Annotated in this window: 23 protein-coding genes; 7 read left to right on the forward strand and 16 right to left on the reverse strand. The window is 31.8% G+C overall.

Features of this window, described 5'->3' with window-relative positions:
- Positions 1-76: 76 nt before the first annotated feature.
- From tpiA to AC4FQ3_RS00035, 7 genes are all read right to left on the reverse strand, one after another.
- Entirely contained in the window at positions 77-829 is a 753-nt protein-coding gene (gene tpiA, locus AC4FQ3_RS00005) for a triose-phosphate isomerase (protein WP_042564318.1), read from the reverse strand.
- Between the two features lie 87 nt (positions 830-916).
- Complete coding sequence (locus AC4FQ3_RS00010) at positions 917-1,411, reverse strand: TlpA family protein disulfide reductase (RefSeq protein ID WP_491181003.1); 495 nt, start codon at positions 1,409-1,411, stop codon at positions 917-919.
- Between the two features lie 400 nt (positions 1,412-1,811).
- Positions 1,812-2,474: an alpha/beta hydrolase gene (locus AC4FQ3_RS00015; RefSeq protein WP_491180397.1), complete on the reverse strand. Its 663-nt coding sequence runs from the start codon at positions 2,472-2,474 to the stop codon at positions 1,812-1,814.
- A 73-nt stretch (positions 2,475-2,547) separates the two neighbouring features.
- Complete coding sequence (locus tag AC4FQ3_RS00020; RefSeq protein ID WP_491180398.1) at positions 2,548-2,700, reverse strand: hypothetical protein; 153 nt, start codon at positions 2,698-2,700, stop codon at positions 2,548-2,550.
- Positions 2,697-3,170 (reverse strand): DUF6934 family protein, encoded by a 474-nt coding sequence (locus AC4FQ3_RS00025; RefSeq protein WP_491180399.1) that lies wholly within the window; start codon positions 3,168-3,170, stop codon positions 2,697-2,699. Before AC4FQ3_RS00025 ends, AC4FQ3_RS00020 begins: the two co-directional genes overlap by 4 nt.
- A gap of 109 nt (positions 3,171-3,279) precedes the next feature.
- Complete coding sequence (locus tag AC4FQ3_RS00030) at positions 3,280-4,380, reverse strand: BT_3928 family protein (protein ID WP_491180400.1); 1,101 nt, start codon at positions 4,378-4,380, stop codon at positions 3,280-3,282.
- A gap of 87 nt (positions 4,381-4,467) precedes the next feature.
- Positions 4,468-5,010, reverse strand: a complete 543-nt coding sequence (locus AC4FQ3_RS00035; RefSeq protein ID WP_042564323.1) for a DUF1599 domain-containing protein — start codon at positions 5,008-5,010, stop codon at positions 4,468-4,470.
- A gap of 144 nt (positions 5,011-5,154) precedes the next feature.
- Between AC4FQ3_RS00035 and folP the strand changes: the two genes are divergently transcribed.
- The gene (folP, locus tag AC4FQ3_RS00040; RefSeq protein WP_491180401.1) at positions 5,155-5,979 is read left to right on the forward strand and encodes a dihydropteroate synthase; all 825 of its coding nucleotides are present in this window, start codon (positions 5,155-5,157) and stop codon (positions 5,977-5,979) included.
- 145 nt (positions 5,980-6,124) lie between these two features.
- Positions 6,125-6,757: a hypothetical protein gene (locus AC4FQ3_RS00045; protein ID WP_491180402.1), complete on the forward strand. Its 633-nt coding sequence runs from the start codon at positions 6,125-6,127 to the stop codon at positions 6,755-6,757.
- Positions 6,758-6,800: 43 nt separating this feature from the next.
- Here AC4FQ3_RS00045 and rlmH read toward each other — a convergent pair whose 3' ends face one another.
- The 9 genes from rlmH to AC4FQ3_RS00090 all read right to left on the reverse strand — a co-directional run bounded on the left by rlmH (position 6,801) and on the right by AC4FQ3_RS00090 (position 14,717).
- Positions 6,801-7,274 carry a 23S rRNA (pseudouridine(1915)-N(3))-methyltransferase RlmH gene (gene rlmH / locus AC4FQ3_RS00050; RefSeq protein ID WP_491180403.1) on the reverse strand — a complete coding sequence of 158 codons (474 nt, stop codon included), beginning with the start codon at positions 7,272-7,274 and terminating at the stop codon, positions 6,801-6,803.
- A gap of 108 nt (positions 7,275-7,382) precedes the next feature.
- Complete coding sequence (locus tag AC4FQ3_RS00055) at positions 7,383-7,685, reverse strand: antibiotic biosynthesis monooxygenase family protein (RefSeq protein ID WP_073393703.1); 303 nt, start codon at positions 7,683-7,685, stop codon at positions 7,383-7,385.
- 78 nt (positions 7,686-7,763) lie between these two features.
- Positions 7,764-9,179, reverse strand: a complete 1,416-nt coding sequence (locus tag AC4FQ3_RS00060) for an amidohydrolase family protein (RefSeq protein ID WP_491180404.1) — start codon at positions 9,177-9,179, stop codon at positions 7,764-7,766.
- Between the two features lie 389 nt (positions 9,180-9,568).
- Positions 9,569-9,853 carry a GNAT family N-acetyltransferase gene (locus AC4FQ3_RS00065; RefSeq protein ID WP_491180405.1) on the reverse strand — a complete coding sequence of 95 codons (285 nt, stop codon included), beginning with the start codon at positions 9,851-9,853 and terminating at the stop codon, positions 9,569-9,571.
- Positions 9,854-9,858: 5 nt separating this feature from the next.
- Complete coding sequence (locus AC4FQ3_RS00070) at positions 9,859-10,254, reverse strand: OsmC family protein (RefSeq protein WP_042564328.1); 396 nt, start codon at positions 10,252-10,254, stop codon at positions 9,859-9,861.
- 2 nt (positions 10,255-10,256) lie between these two features.
- Positions 10,257-11,138 (reverse strand): pirin family protein, encoded by an 882-nt coding sequence (locus tag AC4FQ3_RS00075; RefSeq protein ID WP_042564329.1) that lies wholly within the window; start codon positions 11,136-11,138, stop codon positions 10,257-10,259.
- Between the two features lie 228 nt (positions 11,139-11,366).
- Positions 11,367-12,122, reverse strand: a complete 756-nt coding sequence (locus AC4FQ3_RS00080; RefSeq protein WP_042564330.1) for a YwqG family protein — start codon at positions 12,120-12,122, stop codon at positions 11,367-11,369.
- Between the two features lie 33 nt (positions 12,123-12,155).
- Complete coding sequence (locus AC4FQ3_RS00085) at positions 12,156-13,256, reverse strand: DNA alkylation repair protein (protein ID WP_491180406.1); 1,101 nt, start codon at positions 13,254-13,256, stop codon at positions 12,156-12,158.
- Positions 13,257-13,424: 168 nt separating this feature from the next.
- A complete protein-coding gene (locus tag AC4FQ3_RS00090; protein WP_491180407.1) occupies positions 13,425-14,717 on the reverse strand; it encodes an esterase/lipase family protein in 1,293 nt (430 codons plus the stop codon).
- Positions 14,718-14,934: 217 nt separating this feature from the next.
- Here AC4FQ3_RS00090 and nadC point away from each other — a divergent pair, with 217 nt between their 5' ends.
- From nadC to AC4FQ3_RS00115, 5 genes are all read left to right on the forward strand, one after another.
- The gene (nadC, locus tag AC4FQ3_RS00095; RefSeq protein WP_491180408.1) at positions 14,935-15,792 is read left to right on the forward strand and encodes a carboxylating nicotinate-nucleotide diphosphorylase; all 858 of its coding nucleotides are present in this window, start codon (positions 14,935-14,937) and stop codon (positions 15,790-15,792) included.
- An 80-nt stretch (positions 15,793-15,872) separates the two neighbouring features.
- Positions 15,873-16,796 (forward strand): YihY/virulence factor BrkB family protein, encoded by a 924-nt coding sequence (locus AC4FQ3_RS00100; RefSeq protein WP_042564333.1) that lies wholly within the window; start codon positions 15,873-15,875, stop codon positions 16,794-16,796.
- A 1-nt stretch (position 16,797) separates the two neighbouring features.
- A complete protein-coding gene (locus AC4FQ3_RS00105) occupies positions 16,798-17,229 on the forward strand; it encodes a DUF2147 domain-containing protein (RefSeq protein ID WP_491180409.1) in 432 nt (143 codons plus the stop codon).
- Positions 17,230-17,242: 13 nt separating this feature from the next.
- A complete protein-coding gene (gene bla-B1-FLAV, locus AC4FQ3_RS00110) occupies positions 17,243-17,998 on the forward strand; it encodes a subclass B1 metallo-beta-lactamase (RefSeq protein WP_491180410.1) in 756 nt (251 codons plus the stop codon).
- A 75-nt stretch (positions 17,999-18,073) separates the two neighbouring features.
- Positions 18,074-18,310 carry a hypothetical protein gene (locus tag AC4FQ3_RS00115; protein WP_491180411.1) on the forward strand — a complete coding sequence of 79 codons (237 nt, stop codon included), beginning with the start codon at positions 18,074-18,076 and terminating at the stop codon, positions 18,308-18,310.
- The last annotated feature ends 35 nt before the right edge of the window (positions 18,311-18,345 follow it).

An 18,345-nucleotide genomic window follows, 5' to 3' on the forward strand; every position in this document is an offset into this window, starting at 1 on the left:
CTAAAATCTAAAATCTAAAATCTAAAATCTAAAATCTAAAATCTAAAATCTAAAATCTAAAATCTAAAATCTAAAATTAGATAGCCGTTACAATCGCTAAAAAGTCATCAGCTTTTAAGGCAGCACCTCCAATTAAACCACCATCTACGTCTGGTTTACCGAAGATTTCTTTAGCGTTATCCGGTTTCACAGAACCACCGTATAAAATAGAAACTTCATCAGCGATATCAGCTCCAAAAGCTTTACGGATTGTTTCTCTGATAAATTCGTGCATTTCCTGCGCTTGTTCAGGAGAAGCAGTTTCTCCGGTTCCAATTGCCCAAACTGGCTCATAAGCTAAAACAACTTTAGACCAAGATTCTTTTGCAATATGAAAAATTCCGTCACGCAATTGGTTTTCAACAATGTTGAAGTGATTTCCAGATTGACGATCTTTTAGTTCTTCACCAAAACAGAAAATTACAGTCATATCATGTTTCAAAGCTGTATCAACTTTGCTTGCGATCAATGCATCTGTTTCGTGAAAAATAGCACGACGCTCAGAGTGACCAAGAATTACAGTGTTTACACCAATACTAGTTAACATGTCTGCAGAAATTTCTCCTGTAAAAGCTCCGCCTTCCGCTTGGTGAACGTTTTGTGCAGCAACACCAATAGTTGTATTTTTTACTTTAGCAGCAGCTGCTTGTAAATTTACAAATGTTGGAGCAACAATTACTTGCGCAGTTGTTTGTGCTGGAATTTTTGTAATTAATTCACTTAATAATTCTTCAGTTTGTCCTGCGTTTTTATGCATTTTCCAGTTTCCTGCAACAATCTTTTTTCTCATTTTGGTAGTTTTTATTATTCTTTTTTTTTGTTTTTATTTCAGTATTAAATTGAATTCAGCATTGACATTGCCATTGCCATTCAAATTTTATTTTAAACCTTTTAAAGTTTCATTGATTTTATCAAAATCAGTTTCTATGGCACGGTATAATACAATTTTACCTGTTTTATCAACGATAATGTATCTCGGAATCCAATCTAAATCAATTGCTTTTCCAAAAACACCTTTCATACCGTCGTTCATCATAAAATGATCGCCTTTTAATTCGTGTTTTTCAATTCCGGCTTTCCATTTGTCAGCCGTTTTATCTGCCGAAAGGAATAAGTAAGAAACATCAGGATTATTCGCCTGAAGTTCTTTTAATTTAGGCATTGCTTTTACGCAATCACCACACCAGGAAGCCCAAACTTCGATAACCAAAGTTTTTCCTTTGTATTTTTTAAGAATGTTCTTGAAAGAAGTCTGACCTCCATCAAGGGTTAATAATTTTTCAGACAAAGCCTCTTTTGAAAAACTTGTTTTCTGAGCTTGTGAGCATGAAAAAGTAATAAATGCAATAACAATTAGCGCTATTTGTTTCATATTAAAATAATATTTGTAATGTACTTTAAATTGCTTTTCAGGAAATGAATCTGCAAATTCAAACCAGAGCAATTTCATAAATTAAGGTTCCGAACAAAGTTAAACAAACAAATCGAATGCCAAATGGAGATTAACAAAATTTGAAGACTCGTTTATTTTATCACAAAACGGGAAATTTCGGTTAAAAAAAGAGCTTTGAAATCGTAATAGTTCACTTGGAAAACTCGAAATTTTATTATTTTCAGGAAAATGGTTTTTTAAGAAAATGAAAAAAAAGATATTTTTAATGAAAGAAGGTTTTTTTTGGAGCAAAAAAACGTCAGATTTAAGCAAAAAAAGACTTCAGTAAAATTTTCTAATTTAGAATTTACTGAAGTCTTTTAAATATGATTTTTAGAATTTAATTCAAATCATAATTGCCATTTGCCCATTTCTTGCTTGGAACAATCCATTCGTCCAAAGCTTTATATAAAAAGCCATGTTTTAGATTGGTATGCAATTCGATTTCCTTGAAATGATTTATCTTAAGTTTTGAAGTTTCTTTTCTTTTAATCGCCGAAACCCCATAAATATCTGATTTTTCATAAATCGTTAAAATGTTTCCACAGAAATTAATATCCGGAATTTGTTCGATATCGCTGTCTATAAAGCATCCAATAAAAACAAAATTTACATCTGGATTAGCTAACAAAGTAGAAACATATTCTGCAATATAACCACCTTTTGAAGTGCCGATTACTGTAATTTTATTTGGAGGAATACCTTTTTTAAGAAGTTTTTTAATTTGTTTTACTGTTTTTTCAGCATAGTCATATGCATTAGTGTTTTTCTTTCTTTTTTCGCTGATAACAATAAAATTATCTTTTTTAAATGAATCTATAATCTCGTTATACTCTGCTTTTCCATATTCAGGATGGGCAACACTTAAATCGTTTTCTTCGACAAATTTATTATGAAAGAAGAAGATGTAACGTTGATCTTTATTTGTGGTTTGAGATTGGCTAACTGCAATAAAACTTGATAAAAGTACTAGTAAAAGAAACAGTAATTTTTGTAATTTCATAAAACTAATTTTTTTTATAAAAAAAAGTCCAATTTAACAAAGGACTTTATAGTATAATAATTGGCTATAAAAGTTATAAATTCAAATTAAAGGTGAGTTTATTTACTTCTTCTTGTTTATTTGATTGTATAATTTTTAAATCGTCCAATTTTTTATCAATTTTTATTTTAGAATTTATAGAAGTATTTTTGTTTTCAGTTAAAACTTTCTTTACTGTAGTTTTCATAATTCTTTTCTTTTTATAATAAAACCAAAAAAATCACCATTTGATTTGAAAGGTACGCTGTTAACGTTTCCAAACTCATTCTTTATTGATCCAAAGATAATAAAAGTTTCGGACAATTCTTCTAAATTAATTGAAAGTGCCCTTCTGTATAAACGTGTTCTCGCGAGTGTACTGCCTTTAAAAAAGACCATCTTTTTAGGATACTTTTCTGTAAAAATATAAACTGAGTTGGCAACTGTTGCTAAAATTTTATTTCGATCTCCATTATTTGTAATTATTGAATCATCTAAAATATATCTTTTGTGAACTTCATTATATATCAAATCTCCGAATGCCAGATTATAAATTTCTTTAGATTGAGTTGCATTAAAAATTATGACTTTCGTTATTTCTCCATTAGGACCAATGCTTTTAAATTCAAAAATAGTTGTTTCAGTATTTCGATAAAGTTCATATTTTAAATGATTCATTATTTTAATTTAAATCTACAAAAATACAAAAAATAAGTAAAAAAAAAGCTACAAAATAAATTGTAGCTTTTTTGAATTATATGTTTTATTAGAGACTATATCGAGAGTCTTAAAGATTTAAATCATCAACATCATTATAATGAACTTTCTGAATCACAGTTCCGTTCTCTAAAACCACAATACTAGGATTTGCTCTTTCGATTGTTTTTAAAGTTGTAGCATCGCAGAAATAAAAATCAACATTTATGCCATATTGTTTTTTAGCTTTTGCAATTTCATCAGCTCCGGAAGCTGTCATCGCGATAACTTTATATCCTTTTGATTTTGCCTCTTTATTTACATCTTCTAACTTTTTCATTCCTTCAGGATTTGATAAAGCCAAATCGTATGTCACAAAAATCAATAATTTTGGTTCTTTCAGCAATTCTTCTTTATAATCAGAATCGTCTTTTGTCATCGAAAAATCATGAATTGGCGGAACATAACCTTCTGTAATTACTTTATCTTTTCTGTCAACAAAAGTCGCACCTTCAGGAATATTCATTAAATCTTTCTCTGTAAATTCTTTTTCAACGCCATTTACTTTGTAGATAAAAATCATTTCAACTACAGATTTAGGAGCTCCTTCGGGAATTTCCATTCCTTTCTCGATGTTGCTTCCTACTTTAAACGGACGGAAATCTTTTATCGGATTATGGTTTAAAACCCAAACAGTCATAACAACACATAATACGATAGCAATTAGCGTAATAATATTGGTAACTGTCTTTGAGAATAAACGTTTTACCAGCTTTTTATTGATAAATAAGATCAGAATAAAGAAAAGTAAAACAATATCTTTTGTAAACGATTGCCAAGGTGTTAAGTGTAAGGCATCTCCAAAACATCCACAATCTTTAACTACATCAAAATAAGCAGAGTAGAAGGTAAGGAATGTGAAGAAAACGATTAAAAGCAATAAGGCCCAAATGGTAAGTTTTGATTTGTAGCCCACCAATAACATTACACCCAAAACTACTTCTAAAATCACTAAAAAGATAGCCAAACCTAAAGCTAAAGGCTCTAAAAAAGGCATATTAAAAACCGGCTCACTAAAATATTCGGCCAATTTATAAGAGAAACCAACCGGATCATTCAGTTTAATTAATCCTGAAATGATAAATAATACACCGACAAATAATCGGGAGAATTGAGTAATGATGTTTTTCATGGGGAAAGTATTAAAATTTAAATCTCAATAAAGAAATTCCAAATTCCAATTCTATAAATTGGGTTTTGGAATTTAAAAATTGGAATTTTATTTGTTTATAGGATTTAGGATCAAAGCAAAAACAGAATAATTAATCATATCCTGATAATTCGCGTCGATGCCTTCAGAAACTAAAGTTTTTCCTTTATTATCTTCAATTTGCTTTACGCGAAGTAGTTTTTGCAGAATCAAATCCGTCAATGAACTTACTCGCATATCGCGCCACGCTTCGCCGTAATCGTGATTTTTAGCTTCCATTAACTCTTTGGTTAACTTAACTTTAGCGTCGTATAATTCGGTTGCTTTTTCTACATCAAGATCAGGTTGGTCAACAACGCCTAATTCTAACTGAATCAGGGCCATGATCGAATAATTAATGATCCCGATGAATTCTCCTTTTTCATCTTCATCAACTTTACGAACTTCGTTTTCCTGTAAACTTCTGATTCTTTGTGCTTTTATGAATATCTGATCGGTTAATGATGGCAATCTTAAAATGCGCCATGCACTACCATAATCTTTCATTTTATTGATAAATAAAGTACGGCAAACCGTAATTACATTATCAAATTCAAGGGAAGTATTCTTCATTTATTGCTGTATATTTGCTAAAATTTCTTCAAAAATAAGGATAAAATTAAAGAGTTTATGAAAAAAGTTTCAAGTTTAAAGTTTCAGGTTGAAGTAGATTGCGCAAGCTGAGTAACTTGAAACCTGAAACAAAAATAACAAGAGATGCTAATTAACTGCAAAGGCCAACTTATTGATTTGTCTATTCCTAAAGTAATGGGAATTTTGAACGTGACGCCAAATTCATTCTTTGATGGCGGAAAATATAAAAATGAAGACGAAATAATCTCGCAAGCAGATAAAATGCTTTCAGAAGGAGCTACGTTTATTGATATTGGTGCTTATTCGAGCAAACCAAGTGCCGAATTTGTTACCGAACAGGAAGAAATTGACCGAATTGTTCCTGCCATTGAATTGATTTTAAAGCATTTTCCGGAAGCTTTATTATCAATCGATACTTTTAGAGCCGAAGTAGCAAAAGCAAGTATAGAAAGCGGTGCAGCAATTATAAACGATATTGCAGCGGGAGAATTAGACGATAAAATGTTTGATGTAATTGCAAAATATAATGTTCCGTACATTATGATGCACATGCGTGGAAACCCGCAAACAATGCAGAGTATGACGCAATACGATGACATTGTAAAAGAAATGCTTTTCTATTTTTCTGAGAAAGTAAAACATGCAAGAAGTCTTGGAATCAATGATTTGATCTTAGATCCCGGTTTCGGATTTGCTAAAACAACCGATCAGAATTATGAAGTCATGCAGAAAATGGAACTTTTTAATTTATTAGAATTGCCTGTTTTAGCCGGAGTTTCAAGAAAATCTATGATATATAAAATGCTAAATAATACAGCGCAAGAAGCCTTAAACGGAACAACGTTTCTGAATACCATTGCATTGACAAAAGGAGCTAAAATTTTGCGTGTGCACGATGTAAAAGAGGCGACGGAATGTGTGACTTTGTTTGAGAAAATGAGTTTGTAAAGAGAATAACTGTTTAGTTTGTCAATTTCGACGGAGGAGAAATCACACTAAAAACTTACGCACAGTACGTCGCTCTTTGGATGCGATTCCTCGTTCCTCGGAATGACAAACCTTTGAGTCAATTAATATTTTAATCAAAATAAATATGAAATACTTTAGCTTAATATTTATATTTCTTCTCTTTTCCTGCGAAGAAAAAAAAGACGTTCTACTTCCAAAATCAAATATTTCAATAGTTAAAAATGTCGAAGATCTTTCACCAATTTATATCTTTTTAAAAATAGAAGGAAAAGATACAATTGCAGAAGTAAACAGAAAAAACAGCATTATTTCAACCAACTGGATTTTTAATATTGACAAACGTTTACCATTAAAATTGGTAATTCCGGAAGTAATAAAACTACAGGAAAAAAAGCGTGGCGAAAAAGCACACAAAAATGAAAAAGCTGAAAATTACTATTCCTACGCAGATTCTGTTGGAAAGAATTTAGCCTTTTTGCCTTTCACGAAAGTGTATTATAAAATGGAAAAGCCAAATAAAGAAAATTTTGTATTTCGTTTTAGAAAAGGAAAAGAGCAAGTTTTGATGGGAAATAAGGAAATAAAAATATCAGAAATATTACAACGTTTTTATAGTATAAAGTTTGAAAGGGTGCCAGATGTGGTGTTTTTATTTGATAAGAACATGAGTTATGAAGAATATATCCAACATAAAATTTTACTGCAAAAATATGTGTCATACAATCTTGATAAACTCCCGGTAGAATTCATCTTCTAAACTTGAAACAAAGAAAACCTGAAACTAAAAAAACAAAGCTTTTTTATTGATGATGATAAGGTTCATTTCTTAAAATCGTAAATCCGCGATACAATTGTTCGATAAAAAACAAACGAACCATTTGATGTGAAAATGTCATTAGCGAAAGCGAAATTTTTCCCTGCGCTTTGCTGTAAACCGTATCGGAAAATCCGTAAGGGCCGCCAATTACAAAAACCAAAGTTTTGATTCCCGAATTCATTTTCTTTTGCAATTCTTCAGAAAAACCAACGCTAGAGAAGTTTTTACCGTTTTCATCCAATAAAATCAACTGATCTGTTGGTGTTAATTTGGACAGAATCAATTCGCCTTCTTTTTCTTTTTGCTGACTTTCAGATAAATTCTTCACGTTTTTGATATCCGGAATTATCTCCAAATCAAATTTGATATAAAACGACAAACGTTTGGTATAATCGTCGATTAAATTCTGCAGCGATTTATTGTCGGTTTTGCCAATGGCGATAAGTTTGATGTTCATGTTTATATTTTGTTTTTTGCCACTCCCGATAGCTATCGGGATTCACGAATGAGTATGAATTAAAAATAAATAATCTGCGTTAATCGGTTCAATCATATAATCAGTGGCCTATTTTTTATTCTCAAAAACGGTTTCGAAATGTTCTACAATAGGAAACGGTTCATAATAATGATGCAAAATATTTTTCCATTCCAGATAAGCTTCAGAAGTTCTAAAACCTACGGTATGATCTTCGAGTGTATTCCAGTCAACCAATAAAAGATATTTATTTTCGACTTCAAGACATTTCTGTAAAGTATGACCTAAATAGCCATCAATTGATGAAATATACTGACTTGCTTTTGCAAAATCAATTTCAAACTGATTTGCTAAATCTGGTTTTACGAAAAGGAATGCGGCTTCTAGAATCATAGTTAAATTTAATTTTATCTGCGTTAATCTGCTTAAATCTTTTTAAAATCTGCGTGCAATTTCGCAAAGATTAGACAGTTAGTTTTTAGAAAATTTCCCTTCAAAAGCTTTAAATCTATTATCCAAATCTTTGATTAATTGCTTTTTAACCGCTTCATCCTGAATAAAACTGTAGTTAATACTGTTGTAAACATATTGTTTTATAGTTGCGTATGAAACATCAGGATATCTTTTTGCCAATAAAACATATTGTTCCGTCATATTGGTTCTTAAAATTCCTGCATCATCAGTACTGATTACAATTGGCACATTAAATTCTTTGTAAAGTGTAAACGGATGACGGCTATCTTTTACCTTCAAAATGAATTCATTACTAACTAAATTAATCTCAATCGGAATATTGTTCTTTGCCATATATTGCAATAAATCATATGAATTTGCTTCGTACGCAATATCAACTCCGTGACCAATTCTGTTGGCTCCGGCAATATGAATTGCATCGTTAATATGCCAGGTTAAATTTTCTGGAAGAACCAAACCTAAAGTTAATTCGCCCGCGTGAAGTGTGTATTTTACGTCTGGAAATTTTGAGTGGCAATATTTAAACATGACCATGTGAAGCCAATAATCTTTCATGGAATTTTCACCGTGTTCCGGCGAAACGATGTTTACGCCCGCAACCAATTTGCTGTCGTTGGCAGAGATAAATGCAATCGTCAGGTTCTTAAATAAATCAACAGGATCCATAAAACGAAGTACAAAGTTTTGATAACGCATGGTAAAACGCTCATCATCAATTTTTAAGTCTTTATGAAGTTTTGCTATAAAATTAGTATTGAAATCTGTTGCATATTTTTTAGCGTCTTTTTTCTGAAGTGATTTATACAAATCGTCTAAAAGTTTTAGAACTGCTTTTTCATCTTTTTGAGATGAAGCCTGACGCAATTTCGAATTAAAATCAGATAAATCAGCAACATTCATATCGCACGGAATCGTTGATAATTGTGTTTCGATATAACTTACATTTTCTGCAAGGGCGCGTTTTTTTAATTCGAGTATTCCTTCGGCAAAATGACCTTGTATAGTTGGTTCAAATTTTTGAAAAGAGTCAAAAAACTGATCATCAGAAGGCACAGAACCATTATAATCTTTAACCGACCAGGTTTGCATAACTTGCTGTTCGTAAAAAGCCAGTTTTCCTTCATTTTTTAGCGAAGAGAAAGTTTGCCAATTCCCTTTTGCAGGTTTTGTTTTAGAAGTTGCCATCGTTTCTATATTCAGATAAAAATCTTCTGCAATAGCTCTTTCTAAAAGAGGTTCTGCATAAATTGATCCCGAAAAATGATGGTGTAAATCGCCGCCTTTAGGCATTTGCTGAAAAAAAGCTGTTAAGAGAGCTTCGTTATTTCTGATTTTTTCTAAATAATTTTCAGCTGATTGAGAAAAGCCGATTTGTGCTATGAAAAAAAAGAAAAGTGTAATTATCCTTGACATACTCTAAGTTTAAATTACATGCAAATGTAAGAGTTTCGGAGGAGATTAAAAAATTTGATTTAGGGATGCGGGTTTAAGGTTGTGAATTTAACCGCAGAGATAACAAAGTTTTTTCGCAAAGTTCACAAAGTTTATTGTGGAGTGTTTGTAGAAAAGTTGGCAAAGTTCACTAAGCTTTGCGCCATTTTTGTCATCTCGACGGAGGAGAGATCACACTAGTAGCTCGACAAAGATTGGTGATTTAGATTACGGAGTTTCGAGTGTGATCTCTCCTCCGTCGAGATGAGATGTAAGACGTTATGAAATGCGAAAGACGCACTGCTGTGCGTCTCTACAATAATATTCGTTAGAAAAACCTCTGAACCTTTGTACCTCTGTAACTTTGAACCTTATGAAAAAAGCACATCACGAATTTCCTCAACCTTATCAAAAACGCTTTTTGCAAAGGGACAAAGCGGAATGATTTTTAAGTTATTGGTTCTGGCATATGCTACAGCGGCCATAACTAGTTTTTTGCCAACACCTTTTCCGTTAAATTCTTCACTTACTTCTGTATGATCGATGATGAATTTTGAATCTCCAGCCCAGGTATACGTCATTTTCCCGGCTTCTTTTCCTTCTTCTACAGCTTCAAAATAGCCTCTTCTTGTATCGTTAATTTGTTGAATTTCCATGGTAATTATATTAATGTGGTTTTAATTTCGATTGAATGTGTCAGTGTTTTATGAATTGGGCAACTATTTGCTATTGTTTCTAATCTTTGTCTTTGTGTTTGGTCGACTTCGCCAATTACTTCGATTTTTCGGGTAAATAATGATACATTTCGATCAGAATCTCTTTCAAAATCAATTTTGACATTTATTTCAGAAACATCCCATTCTTTACGATTAATATACATTCGCAAAGTAATTACGGTGCACGAAGCCAGTGAAGCTGCCAAAAGTTCTGTTGGATTTAAGCCTAAATTCTTGCCGCCCAATATTTGAGGTTCATCAGAAATTAAAATATTTCCACTAGCAGATGTGACTTCCGTTCGATACAAACGTGTATCAATTTGTGCTGATATAGTATCCATTATTATTTGATTTTAGGTTCTGGTAAAGGCACAAATTCGGTTTCGCCCGGAACTTTTGGAAAAGTTTGTTCTCTCCAGTCTTGTTTGGCTTTTTCGATTAAGTTTTTATCCGAAGAAACAAAATTCCAAAAGATAAAATGTTCTTCAGGAAATGGCTGTCCACCAAAGATGTAAACTGTTGAATTTGCAGCTATTTCAAACTCACAAAGCGTACTGTCGTTTGTAATTAAAATTTGTTTCGGATCATAAACATGTTCGCCGCTTTTAATACTTCCTTCCAAAATATACAAGCCACTTTCGCCAAATAAATCTTTGCCGATGTTTATCTTTTTAGCCTCTGTACTTTTAATTTCAATAAAATATAACGGGCTATAAACCGGAACCGGCGATTTTTTTCCAAAGGCTTCTCCAGCAATTAATTTGTATGAAACGCCATCTTCTTCCCAACTCGGAATATCATCTGCTTCTATATGGGCAAAATTCGGATCCATTTGTTCCAATTCTTTTGGTAGCGCAACCCAAATTTGTAAACCGTGAAGCATTTTATCAGAATGTCTTAAATATTCCGGCGTTCTTTCAGAATGTACGATTCCTTTTCCGGCCGTCATCCAGTTTACAGCACCCGGTTTTATTTCTAATTCTGTTCCTAAACTATCGCGGTGCATAATACTTCCTTCAAACAAAAATGTCAATGTCGAAAGTCCAATGTGCGGATGTGGAGGAACATCCATATTTTCATGATCACTTAAATGTGCCGGTCCCATATGATCGATAAATACAAATGGTCCAACGGCTCTTTTTTCACGGAAAGGCAATAATCTGCCTACCATAAAATTGCCAATACTGGCAGAACGTTCTTCGATAATTAAACTGATATTTGACATGGTATTTGTTTTAGTTGAAAGCAAAATTACAGTTGTAGTCACAATCTGCAACTTAATTTAGATTAAGAAAATTTGTTTTTGGTATGAATTATAAAAGTAAGGAAATAGAATTATAAAGATTCTATTTGAATTGAAAATATAACACGAATTGCACAAATTAACACACATAAATTAGTGAAAATTGGTGCAATTTGCGATAATTTTTATGGCTAAAACAAGATTAGTTAATTAGCAACAATCCCAATTAAAATATGCTTTTTCAAAGTTTTTATTAAGTAAATCTTCTTTGTTTATAAAGAAGTTTGCAACGCCACTATCACCAAACATTATTTCTTCATCGGTATCTATTTGCAGCAGTAAAACATCATTTTTTAATTTATCATCATATTCTCTTGGATCTGATTGCGTAAAATAGGCATAACCTCCAATTTTATGACCTTCATAATACAACAATTTTTGAATTTCTTTTTTTTGGATATCATCCAATTTTTCTTCAAATTCCCAATAATCCAGACCGTTAAAACTATAATCAAATCTAAAATCTAGAACACCTCCATATTCTTCTTGTTTTGAAAAAGTTAGGCTATGTTCACAATAAACAGGAAAATCGGAATATAATTCTTCAGTTAGAAAATCAAAATTAGTTTGATTGTTTTCGATTTCTGTATGATATAAAACTTTATAATCATTCATGTCGTACCAATCTTCTGATGGAATATAAAATTGCAATATCCCTTTTTCTGGATAATTTTCTAATTTAGGTATTTCCGAAAAATTAAGCTGCGCCAACAAAACCATTGGTTTTCCTGCTTTGTCTTTTGGATATTCCATATTAATTGGCAAATATGGTTTTCCTAAAAATTTGCTTTGGGTAAAAGGCAAAGTACTTTCTTCTTGTATAGGTTTTGCATTAATTTGAATAAAGCCTAACTTATACTTTAATAAATCACTTTCAAATTCTTTTAAATAGTCGGGAAATGTCATTTTAGTTTTTTTTAGGTTTAATGTTTAGAGTATTTATTCAATCAACTCAAATTCCAAAGCCTCACTTTCAGTTCCATTAATAATAATAGACAATTGATGTATTCCTGTATGAAAAACACGGGTTGTAATTAGTTTAAAAGACTGTTTTCTTTCGACTTTGGTTAATTGATGTGGCTGATAGATTTTCTCACTGATTTTAAAGACTTTTTTCGCCAAATGTCCTTTTGATTTTTTATAATGAACGGCGTATTCCAAACGAATTGTTTTGGCTTCGTCATTTTTATTATTTAAGTGAAATTGAAACTGCAGATAATCTCCAACTTTCACAATTGGCGTTTTGATTTCAAAGTTAGAAAGTTCAATATTTGTGCTTTCTAAACCATAATGGCTCAGGATTTCAGGATGTCCTTGTTTTAATAAAGTTCTGCAGCCGTGTTTGATAATCGCGTCGGTTTCTTTGCTTAAACCGCGCCATTTTTTTGCAATTTCTAATACAATTTCAGGATTATCTTTTACAATATCATTTAAGTTATTGGCAACACTTCGGCGTACATATTCTGACGGATCATTTTTAAGATTTTCTAAAATTGGCAGAATAGAAGCAGGGTCTTTTTTTAGGAACGGAATCGCCATTGCCCACGGTAATCTCGAGCGTGAACCTTCACTGGCTAAACGACGTACGTGATGATTTTCGTGTAAAGACCATTTCACCATTTCGCCTATCATTTTTTCCTGATATTTTAAAATAAAAGGGCGAACGGCAAATTCGCAGCTTATAAATTGTGTGATAGATACAAAGGCTTTCGCCGAAGTTTTAAAATCATCTAAACCATATTTTTCAATATAATCAGCAAAAAATATGAACGCCAGATTTCCTTCGGTAAAATTATTTTGCTTTAAATTTTCGATGATTTTATCAATTAGAGAAACTGCTTCAGGGAAATTTTGAGGCATAAATTGATGCAAAACAACTGTGGTATATTTCATGCGTTCTTTCCATTCCTTTTGAGCAAAATTGCCTTCGTAAATGGCTTCGATGAATTTTTGTTTATCGAATGTTGAATGTACTTCGGCAACGGCCTGACCAAATTTTTCGTAAAAAGTAACGGAGTAAATATCTTTTATTAATCCCATTTTGTAATAATATTGAACTTCAAAGATATTTAATATTGATCGCTTTTATCGCATTTAATTAGGTAAAGTTTTTGTGTGATATAAGAAGGTATTAAAAAAAGAAAAAGTCTAAAAAGCAATTTAAAATTATTGCTTTTTAGACTCTTAAATATTCTTTTTATCAGATTTTTATTTAGGCAGGTAAGATAAATCTTTAGCTATACCCAGGTAAAAATTATTCAACGAAATAGTTGTAGATTGTAATAAATCTGGTGCTACAACACTTAAGTGATCTTGGCCATTGATAGTAGGATGTACGTCCCAAACACCTTTTTGAGCTAATTTTCTGTTAGCGGGATCCATTAATACATAATCGTGCCCAAGAGGGTATTGACTAGAAACTACACTTACAAGACCATCGTTAGGTCTCCAGCTGTTGAAACCTTCTGGTAAGTCTGCACTAGTTTTACCAATATGAGCTGATTCAAGTTGAAATAATAAACTCATACTAGGTATTGGAGTCCAATTTCCATTAGATTGCTGTTTTGTATCATTGAATGTGTATGATGCATAATATACATTAGGAGAGCTCTTAACCCATTGGTTTTGTTGCTGCATGGTTGTTACTTTCATATCATACATGCAATTGTCTTTCGAGTCCCAAAAACGAGCTGTTACTGGTGTTCCAGATGCTGTTTTAGCAGATATTCTGTCAAAATATGCTTTTACAGTTTCCTTTGGTTGTCTTTGTAATCCCCAATGTCCAAGATCAAAATTGTAAAAAGTATTTTGCTCTAATCCAATTCCTCCAATAGTTCCGATACCCAGAACCATTTTCATAAGTACTTCTCTGAAAGAATCAGAATCTACGGTTAAAGCACCATTTTGTACACCTGCTATAGAAGTATGACTTGCTACCCAATTCTTTTTATTTCCTTTGAATAAATCAGAAGTTGGAGTTTCATTATGACTAGGAACATAAGCCATTTCATCTGCGTCTCCGTTTTCTAATAATTGAATTAAAAATCTTGGAGATGCTCCTCCTAAACTGTGTCCTACAAAATGTACTTTGTTTGTAGCACTCCATTGTTTGTAAAATCCGGTGTATGTTTCGCCAAAACGATTATGCCCGTGTTTCAAAGCATGAGCAGCTCCGTAATCAACTCTGCCGCCTACAATGTTGTAGTAAAGTTCAACAGCACGATCCCAGTTACTTGATAATGGTCCTACTGATGCAGTAAAGGTTTTATAACCATTAAAATTTAAGTAAGTTTGAGTATCGCCAAATCCTCCCCAATACTTGTAACCGAACATTTCATCACGCCCCCAGCCGCACATTCCGTGTACTAATACTATAGGATACGTATTTTGACGTTTAGTTGGATAAGCTGATAAATCAGGTTTTGAAACTGAAGTAAGTTCTTCTCTATCACAAGAGGAGAAAATTGCAATACAAAATAGAAATAAAGTAATTTTTTTCATGTTTAAACGGTTTAATATTAAAATTAAGGGGTAATGATTAGAACTGCAAAAATTGTCTATAAACAAAAAAAAAGCTTACCCCTAAAGGTTTTTAGAGTAACAAATTAAGACAGTTCCTGTACTCTGAATTAAAACAATCTATTCTTACTTTTCAGAATGAAACTTTCAAATCCCCAAAATATATCCTACTTTAGCATCTTATAAAAATTTAATAAAAATGATTAGCGATATACAATTTCAAACGGAATTAAAATTATTAATTAGTAACGCAATTCGCGAAGATGTGGGTACGGGAGATTATAGCTCATTGGCCTGTATTCCTGAAACGGCTCATGGTCAGGCTAAATTATTAGTAAAAGATCAGGGAATTATTGCCGGTGTTGCAATTGCTAAAATGATTTTTGAATTTATAGATCCAAAATTAAAAGTGAAGACTTTTATTGAAGATGGAATGCATGTAGAATATGGAGATGTGGTTTTTGAAGTTTCAGGAAGTTCGCAATCCATTTTAAAATCTGAAAGAGTTGTTTTGAATACCATGCAGCGTATGTCTGCAATTGCCACAAAAACAAGTCAGTACGCAAAGCTTTTAGAAGGTACCGGCGCAAAAATATTAGATACCCGAAAAACGACACCAAATTTTAGGGTTGCAGAAAAATGGGCAGTAAAAATTGGAGGTGGAGAAAATCATCGTTTTGCACTTTATGATATGGTAATGCTAAAAGACAATCATATTGATTTTGCAGGCGGAATTACGCTTGCAATTAAGAAAACAAAAGAATATTTGAAGACCAATAATTTAGATCTGAAAATTATCGTTGAAGCCAGAAATCTTGACGAAATTCGTGAGATTTTATTAAGCGACGGTGTTCATAGAATTCTAATTGACAATTTTAATTATGAAGATACTAAAACAGCTGTAGCTTTAATTGGTAACAAAACGAAAACAGAATCTTCAGGAAATATCAATGAAAAAACAATTCGTGAATATGCTTTATGCGGTGTAAATTATATATCGTCCGGAGCATTAACACATTCTGTTTACAACATGGATTTGAGTCTTAAAGCTTTTTAATGAAGTTATGAGTTTTGAATTATAAGTTATGAGTTAGGTTTGCAATCTAAAATCTGAACTCTAAAATTAAAATCATAAATATGTCCCAAGAGATAGAAGCCCGGATTGAAAAAGTTCCTGTATTGCGTTCTGTAGTAAGGCTTTTAAAGCAGATAAAATTACCCTGGTTAGAAGGTTTTTCGTTATACGATTTGCTCGAAATGTATACTTTAGGTATTCTTGAGGGTGCATTTTCGTATCATGCAAGTGCCGTTTCGTTTAGCTTTTTTATGGCATTATTTCCTTTTGCACTGTTTATTTTAAACTTAATTCCATTTATTCCAATAGATAATTTTCAGGCAGATTTTTTGTTATTTGTACAGCAAAGTGTTCCGCCAAATACCTATGATGCTATTAATAAAATTATAAGTGATATTTTAAATAATAGTCACTCTGGTTTATTATCGTCAGGATTTTTACTTTCTATTTTTTTAATGGCAAATGGTGTAAACGGAATTTTAAGTGGTTTTGAATCGTCTAAACATGTTTTTGATAAACGCGGTTTTTTTAGTCAATATTTAGTGGCATTGGCGATTTCACTTGTAATGACCATTATATTATTTGTAACTGTGGCTACAATTGTTGTTTTTGAGGTCTTTATTCAAAAAACAATTATTCAGGATGTGTTGAGTGATAACATTCCGCTGATTATTTTAGGGCGATATGCGTTTGTTTTGGTAATGATTTTGGTAACGTCTTCAATATTATTGCGTTACGGAACAAGACAATACAATAAAGTGCCTTTTATTAGTATTGGGTCAGTTTTTACAACGGTCTTAATTGTTATATCTTCGTTCTTTTTTGGGATTTGGGTTATAAAATTCTCAAAATACAACGAACTTTATGGTTCTATTGGCACATTATTAATTCTAATGTTTTATATTTGGATAAACTGTATGATTCTGCTTTTAGGGTTTGAATTGAATGCTACTATCAGAAAATTAAAACAAAAAAAAAATAAATAGTATGAAAAATTGGATGTTAACAATTGGATTGTGTTTTCTAACCTTAGGCACAATTCAAGGCCAAAGTGTCATTGGAAAATGGAAAACAATTGATGATGCGACTGGAGAAGCTAAGTCAGTAGTAGAGATTTACGAAAAATCTGGAAAAATTTATGGTAAAGTATCAGATATACTTCGTGCTGATCATAAAAAAGATATATGTGTCAAATGCGAGGGTGCAGATAAAAATAAACCTATTTTAGGAATGGTGATCATTAACGGACTTAAAAAAGATGGTTCTGAATATAGCGGAGGAACAATTCTGGATCCTACAAACGGAAAAAAATACAAATGTTATATTGAACTTGAATCTGCCGATAAACTAAAACTTCGAGGTTATGTTGGGATTTCTATCATGGGAAGAACACAATACTGGACGAGAGTAAAAAATTAATTTTATAATTAAAATGCGAAAATTAGCATCAATAATTTTATTCTTAGTTGCGCTGTCAAGCAGTTTTGGACAATCTAAGAATTCGCCATTACAAATAAGTCATCTTACAGGTGACTTTTATGTTTATAGGACCTTTCATGATTATAACGGAACTATGATTTCTGCGAATGCAATGTATCTTGTTACAGATAAAGGAGTTGTGCTTTTTGATGCACCATGGGATAAATCGCAATTTCAACCTTTATTAGATACTATTAAAGCAAAGCATAATAAAGAAGTAATTATGTGTTTTGCAACGCATTCTCATGATGACAGAGCGGGAGGTTTAGACTTTTACAGACAAAAAGGAGTAAAGACTTATTCAGGTAAATTAACGGATAATATTCTTAAAAAGAATAACGAGAAAAGAGCTGAATTTATAGTTCCTAATGATACTATATTTACTGTTGGCCAGCATACTTTTGAGGTATATTATCCGGGAAAAGGTCACGCACCAGATAATATTGTGGTTTGGTTTGATAAAGAAAAAATACTTTACGGAGCCTGTTTTATAAAAAGTGCTGATGCCAAAGATTTGGGTTATCTGGCTGATTCTGATGTAAAAGAATGGAAAAAATCAATCGAAAAAGTAAAGACGAAATTTAAAAATCCAATCTATATTATTCCGGGTCATGAAGACTGGACAAATACAGAATCGCTGAATCATACTTTGAAATTGGTTGATGAATATCTTGCTCAGAAATCTTCTGGTAAACCAACAAAAAAGTAATTGTATATTAGATTTTGATCTATTTTTGATTAATAAAAAATAGCTTAATTTTGCTTATATTTGAAATAGAGTAAGATGACTGTTACAGATAAAAAAATAATTGAAAGCTATTTAATTTTGTTTAAAGGACTTAGCTTTAGTAATAAAATTGAACTTATTGAAAGATTGATAAAATCTTTAAAAGTTAATAAATCAAAAGGAAACGGCTTTTATAAATCGTTTGGTGCTTTTGTTTCTGAAAAATCTGCAGAACAAATTGTTTTAGAGATTAAATACGACCGAAAATTTAAAAATACTGAAACTAAATTTTAATGGGATTATTTACTTGACACAAGTATTTCTTTGGA

The organism is Flavobacterium sp. AK-345 (genome assembly GCF_058310175.1).

Bases quoted from the DNA above. Each gene is read 5' to 3' on its own strand.
- AC4FQ3_RS00025 (WP_491180399.1), bottom strand. From the start codon at position 3,170: ATGAATCATTTAAAATATGAACTTTATCGAAATACTGAAACAACTATT.
- tpiA (WP_042564318.1), bottom strand. From the start codon at position 829: ATGAGAAAAAAGATTGTTGCAGGAAACTGGAAAATGCATAAAAACGCA.
- AC4FQ3_RS00030 (WP_491180400.1), bottom strand. From the start codon at position 4,380: ATGAAAAACATCATTACTCAATTCTCCCGATTATTTGTCGGTGTATTA.
- AC4FQ3_RS00015 (WP_491180397.1), bottom strand. From the start codon at position 2,474: ATGAAATTACAAAAATTACTGTTTCTTTTACTAGTACTTTTATCAAGT.
- AC4FQ3_RS00100 (WP_042564333.1), top strand. From the start codon at position 15,873: ATGTCCCAAGAGATAGAAGCCCGGATTGAAAAAGTTCCTGTATTGCGT.
- AC4FQ3_RS00045 (WP_491180402.1), top strand. From the start codon at position 6,125: ATGAAATACTTTAGCTTAATATTTATATTTCTTCTCTTTTCCTGCGAA.
- AC4FQ3_RS00020 (WP_491180398.1), bottom strand. From the start codon at position 2,700: ATGAAAACTACAGTAAAGAAAGTTTTAACTGAAAACAAAAATACTTCT.
- AC4FQ3_RS00115 (WP_491180411.1), top strand. From the start codon at position 18,074: ATGACTGTTACAGATAAAAAAATAATTGAAAGCTATTTAATTTTGTTT.
- AC4FQ3_RS00055 (WP_073393703.1), bottom strand. From the start codon at position 7,685: ATGATTCTAGAAGCCGCATTCCTTTTCGTAAAACCAGATTTAGCAAAT.
- AC4FQ3_RS00085 (WP_491180406.1), bottom strand. From the start codon at position 13,256: ATGGGATTAATAAAAGATATTTACTCCGTTACTTTTTACGAAAAATTT.
- folP (WP_491180401.1), top strand. From the start codon at position 5,155: ATGCTAATTAACTGCAAAGGCCAACTTATTGATTTGTCTATTCCTAAA.
- AC4FQ3_RS00105 (WP_491180409.1), top strand. From the start codon at position 16,798: ATGAAAAATTGGATGTTAACAATTGGATTGTGTTTTCTAACCTTAGGC.
- AC4FQ3_RS00075 (WP_042564329.1), bottom strand. From the start codon at position 11,138: ATGTCAAATATCAGTTTAATTATCGAAGAACGTTCTGCCAGTATTGGC.
- rlmH (WP_491180403.1), bottom strand. From the start codon at position 7,274: ATGAACATCAAACTTATCGCCATTGGCAAAACCGACAATAAATCGCTG.
- bla-B1-FLAV (WP_491180410.1), top strand. From the start codon at position 17,243: ATGCGAAAATTAGCATCAATAATTTTATTCTTAGTTGCGCTGTCAAGC.
- AC4FQ3_RS00065 (WP_491180405.1), bottom strand. From the start codon at position 9,853: ATGGAAATTCAACAAATTAACGATACAAGAAGAGGCTATTTTGAAGCT.
- AC4FQ3_RS00080 (WP_042564330.1), bottom strand. From the start codon at position 12,122: ATGACATTTCCCGACTATTTAAAAGAATTTGAAAGTGATTTATTAAAG.
- nadC (WP_491180408.1), top strand. From the start codon at position 14,935: ATGATTAGCGATATACAATTTCAAACGGAATTAAAATTATTAATTAGT.
- AC4FQ3_RS00035 (WP_042564323.1), bottom strand. From the start codon at position 5,010: ATGAAGAATACTTCCCTTGAATTTGATAATGTAATTACGGTTTGCCGT.
- AC4FQ3_RS00010 (WP_491181003.1), bottom strand. From the start codon at position 1,411: ATGAAACAAATAGCGCTAATTGTTATTGCATTTATTACTTTTTCATGC.
- AC4FQ3_RS00060 (WP_491180404.1), bottom strand. From the start codon at position 9,179: ATGTCAAGGATAATTACACTTTTCTTTTTTTTCATAGCACAAATCGGC.
- AC4FQ3_RS00070 (WP_042564328.1), bottom strand. From the start codon at position 10,254: ATGGATACTATATCAGCACAAATTGATACACGTTTGTATCGAACGGAA.
- AC4FQ3_RS00090 (WP_491180407.1), bottom strand. From the start codon at position 14,717: ATGAAAAAAATTACTTTATTTCTATTTTGTATTGCAATTTTCTCCTCT.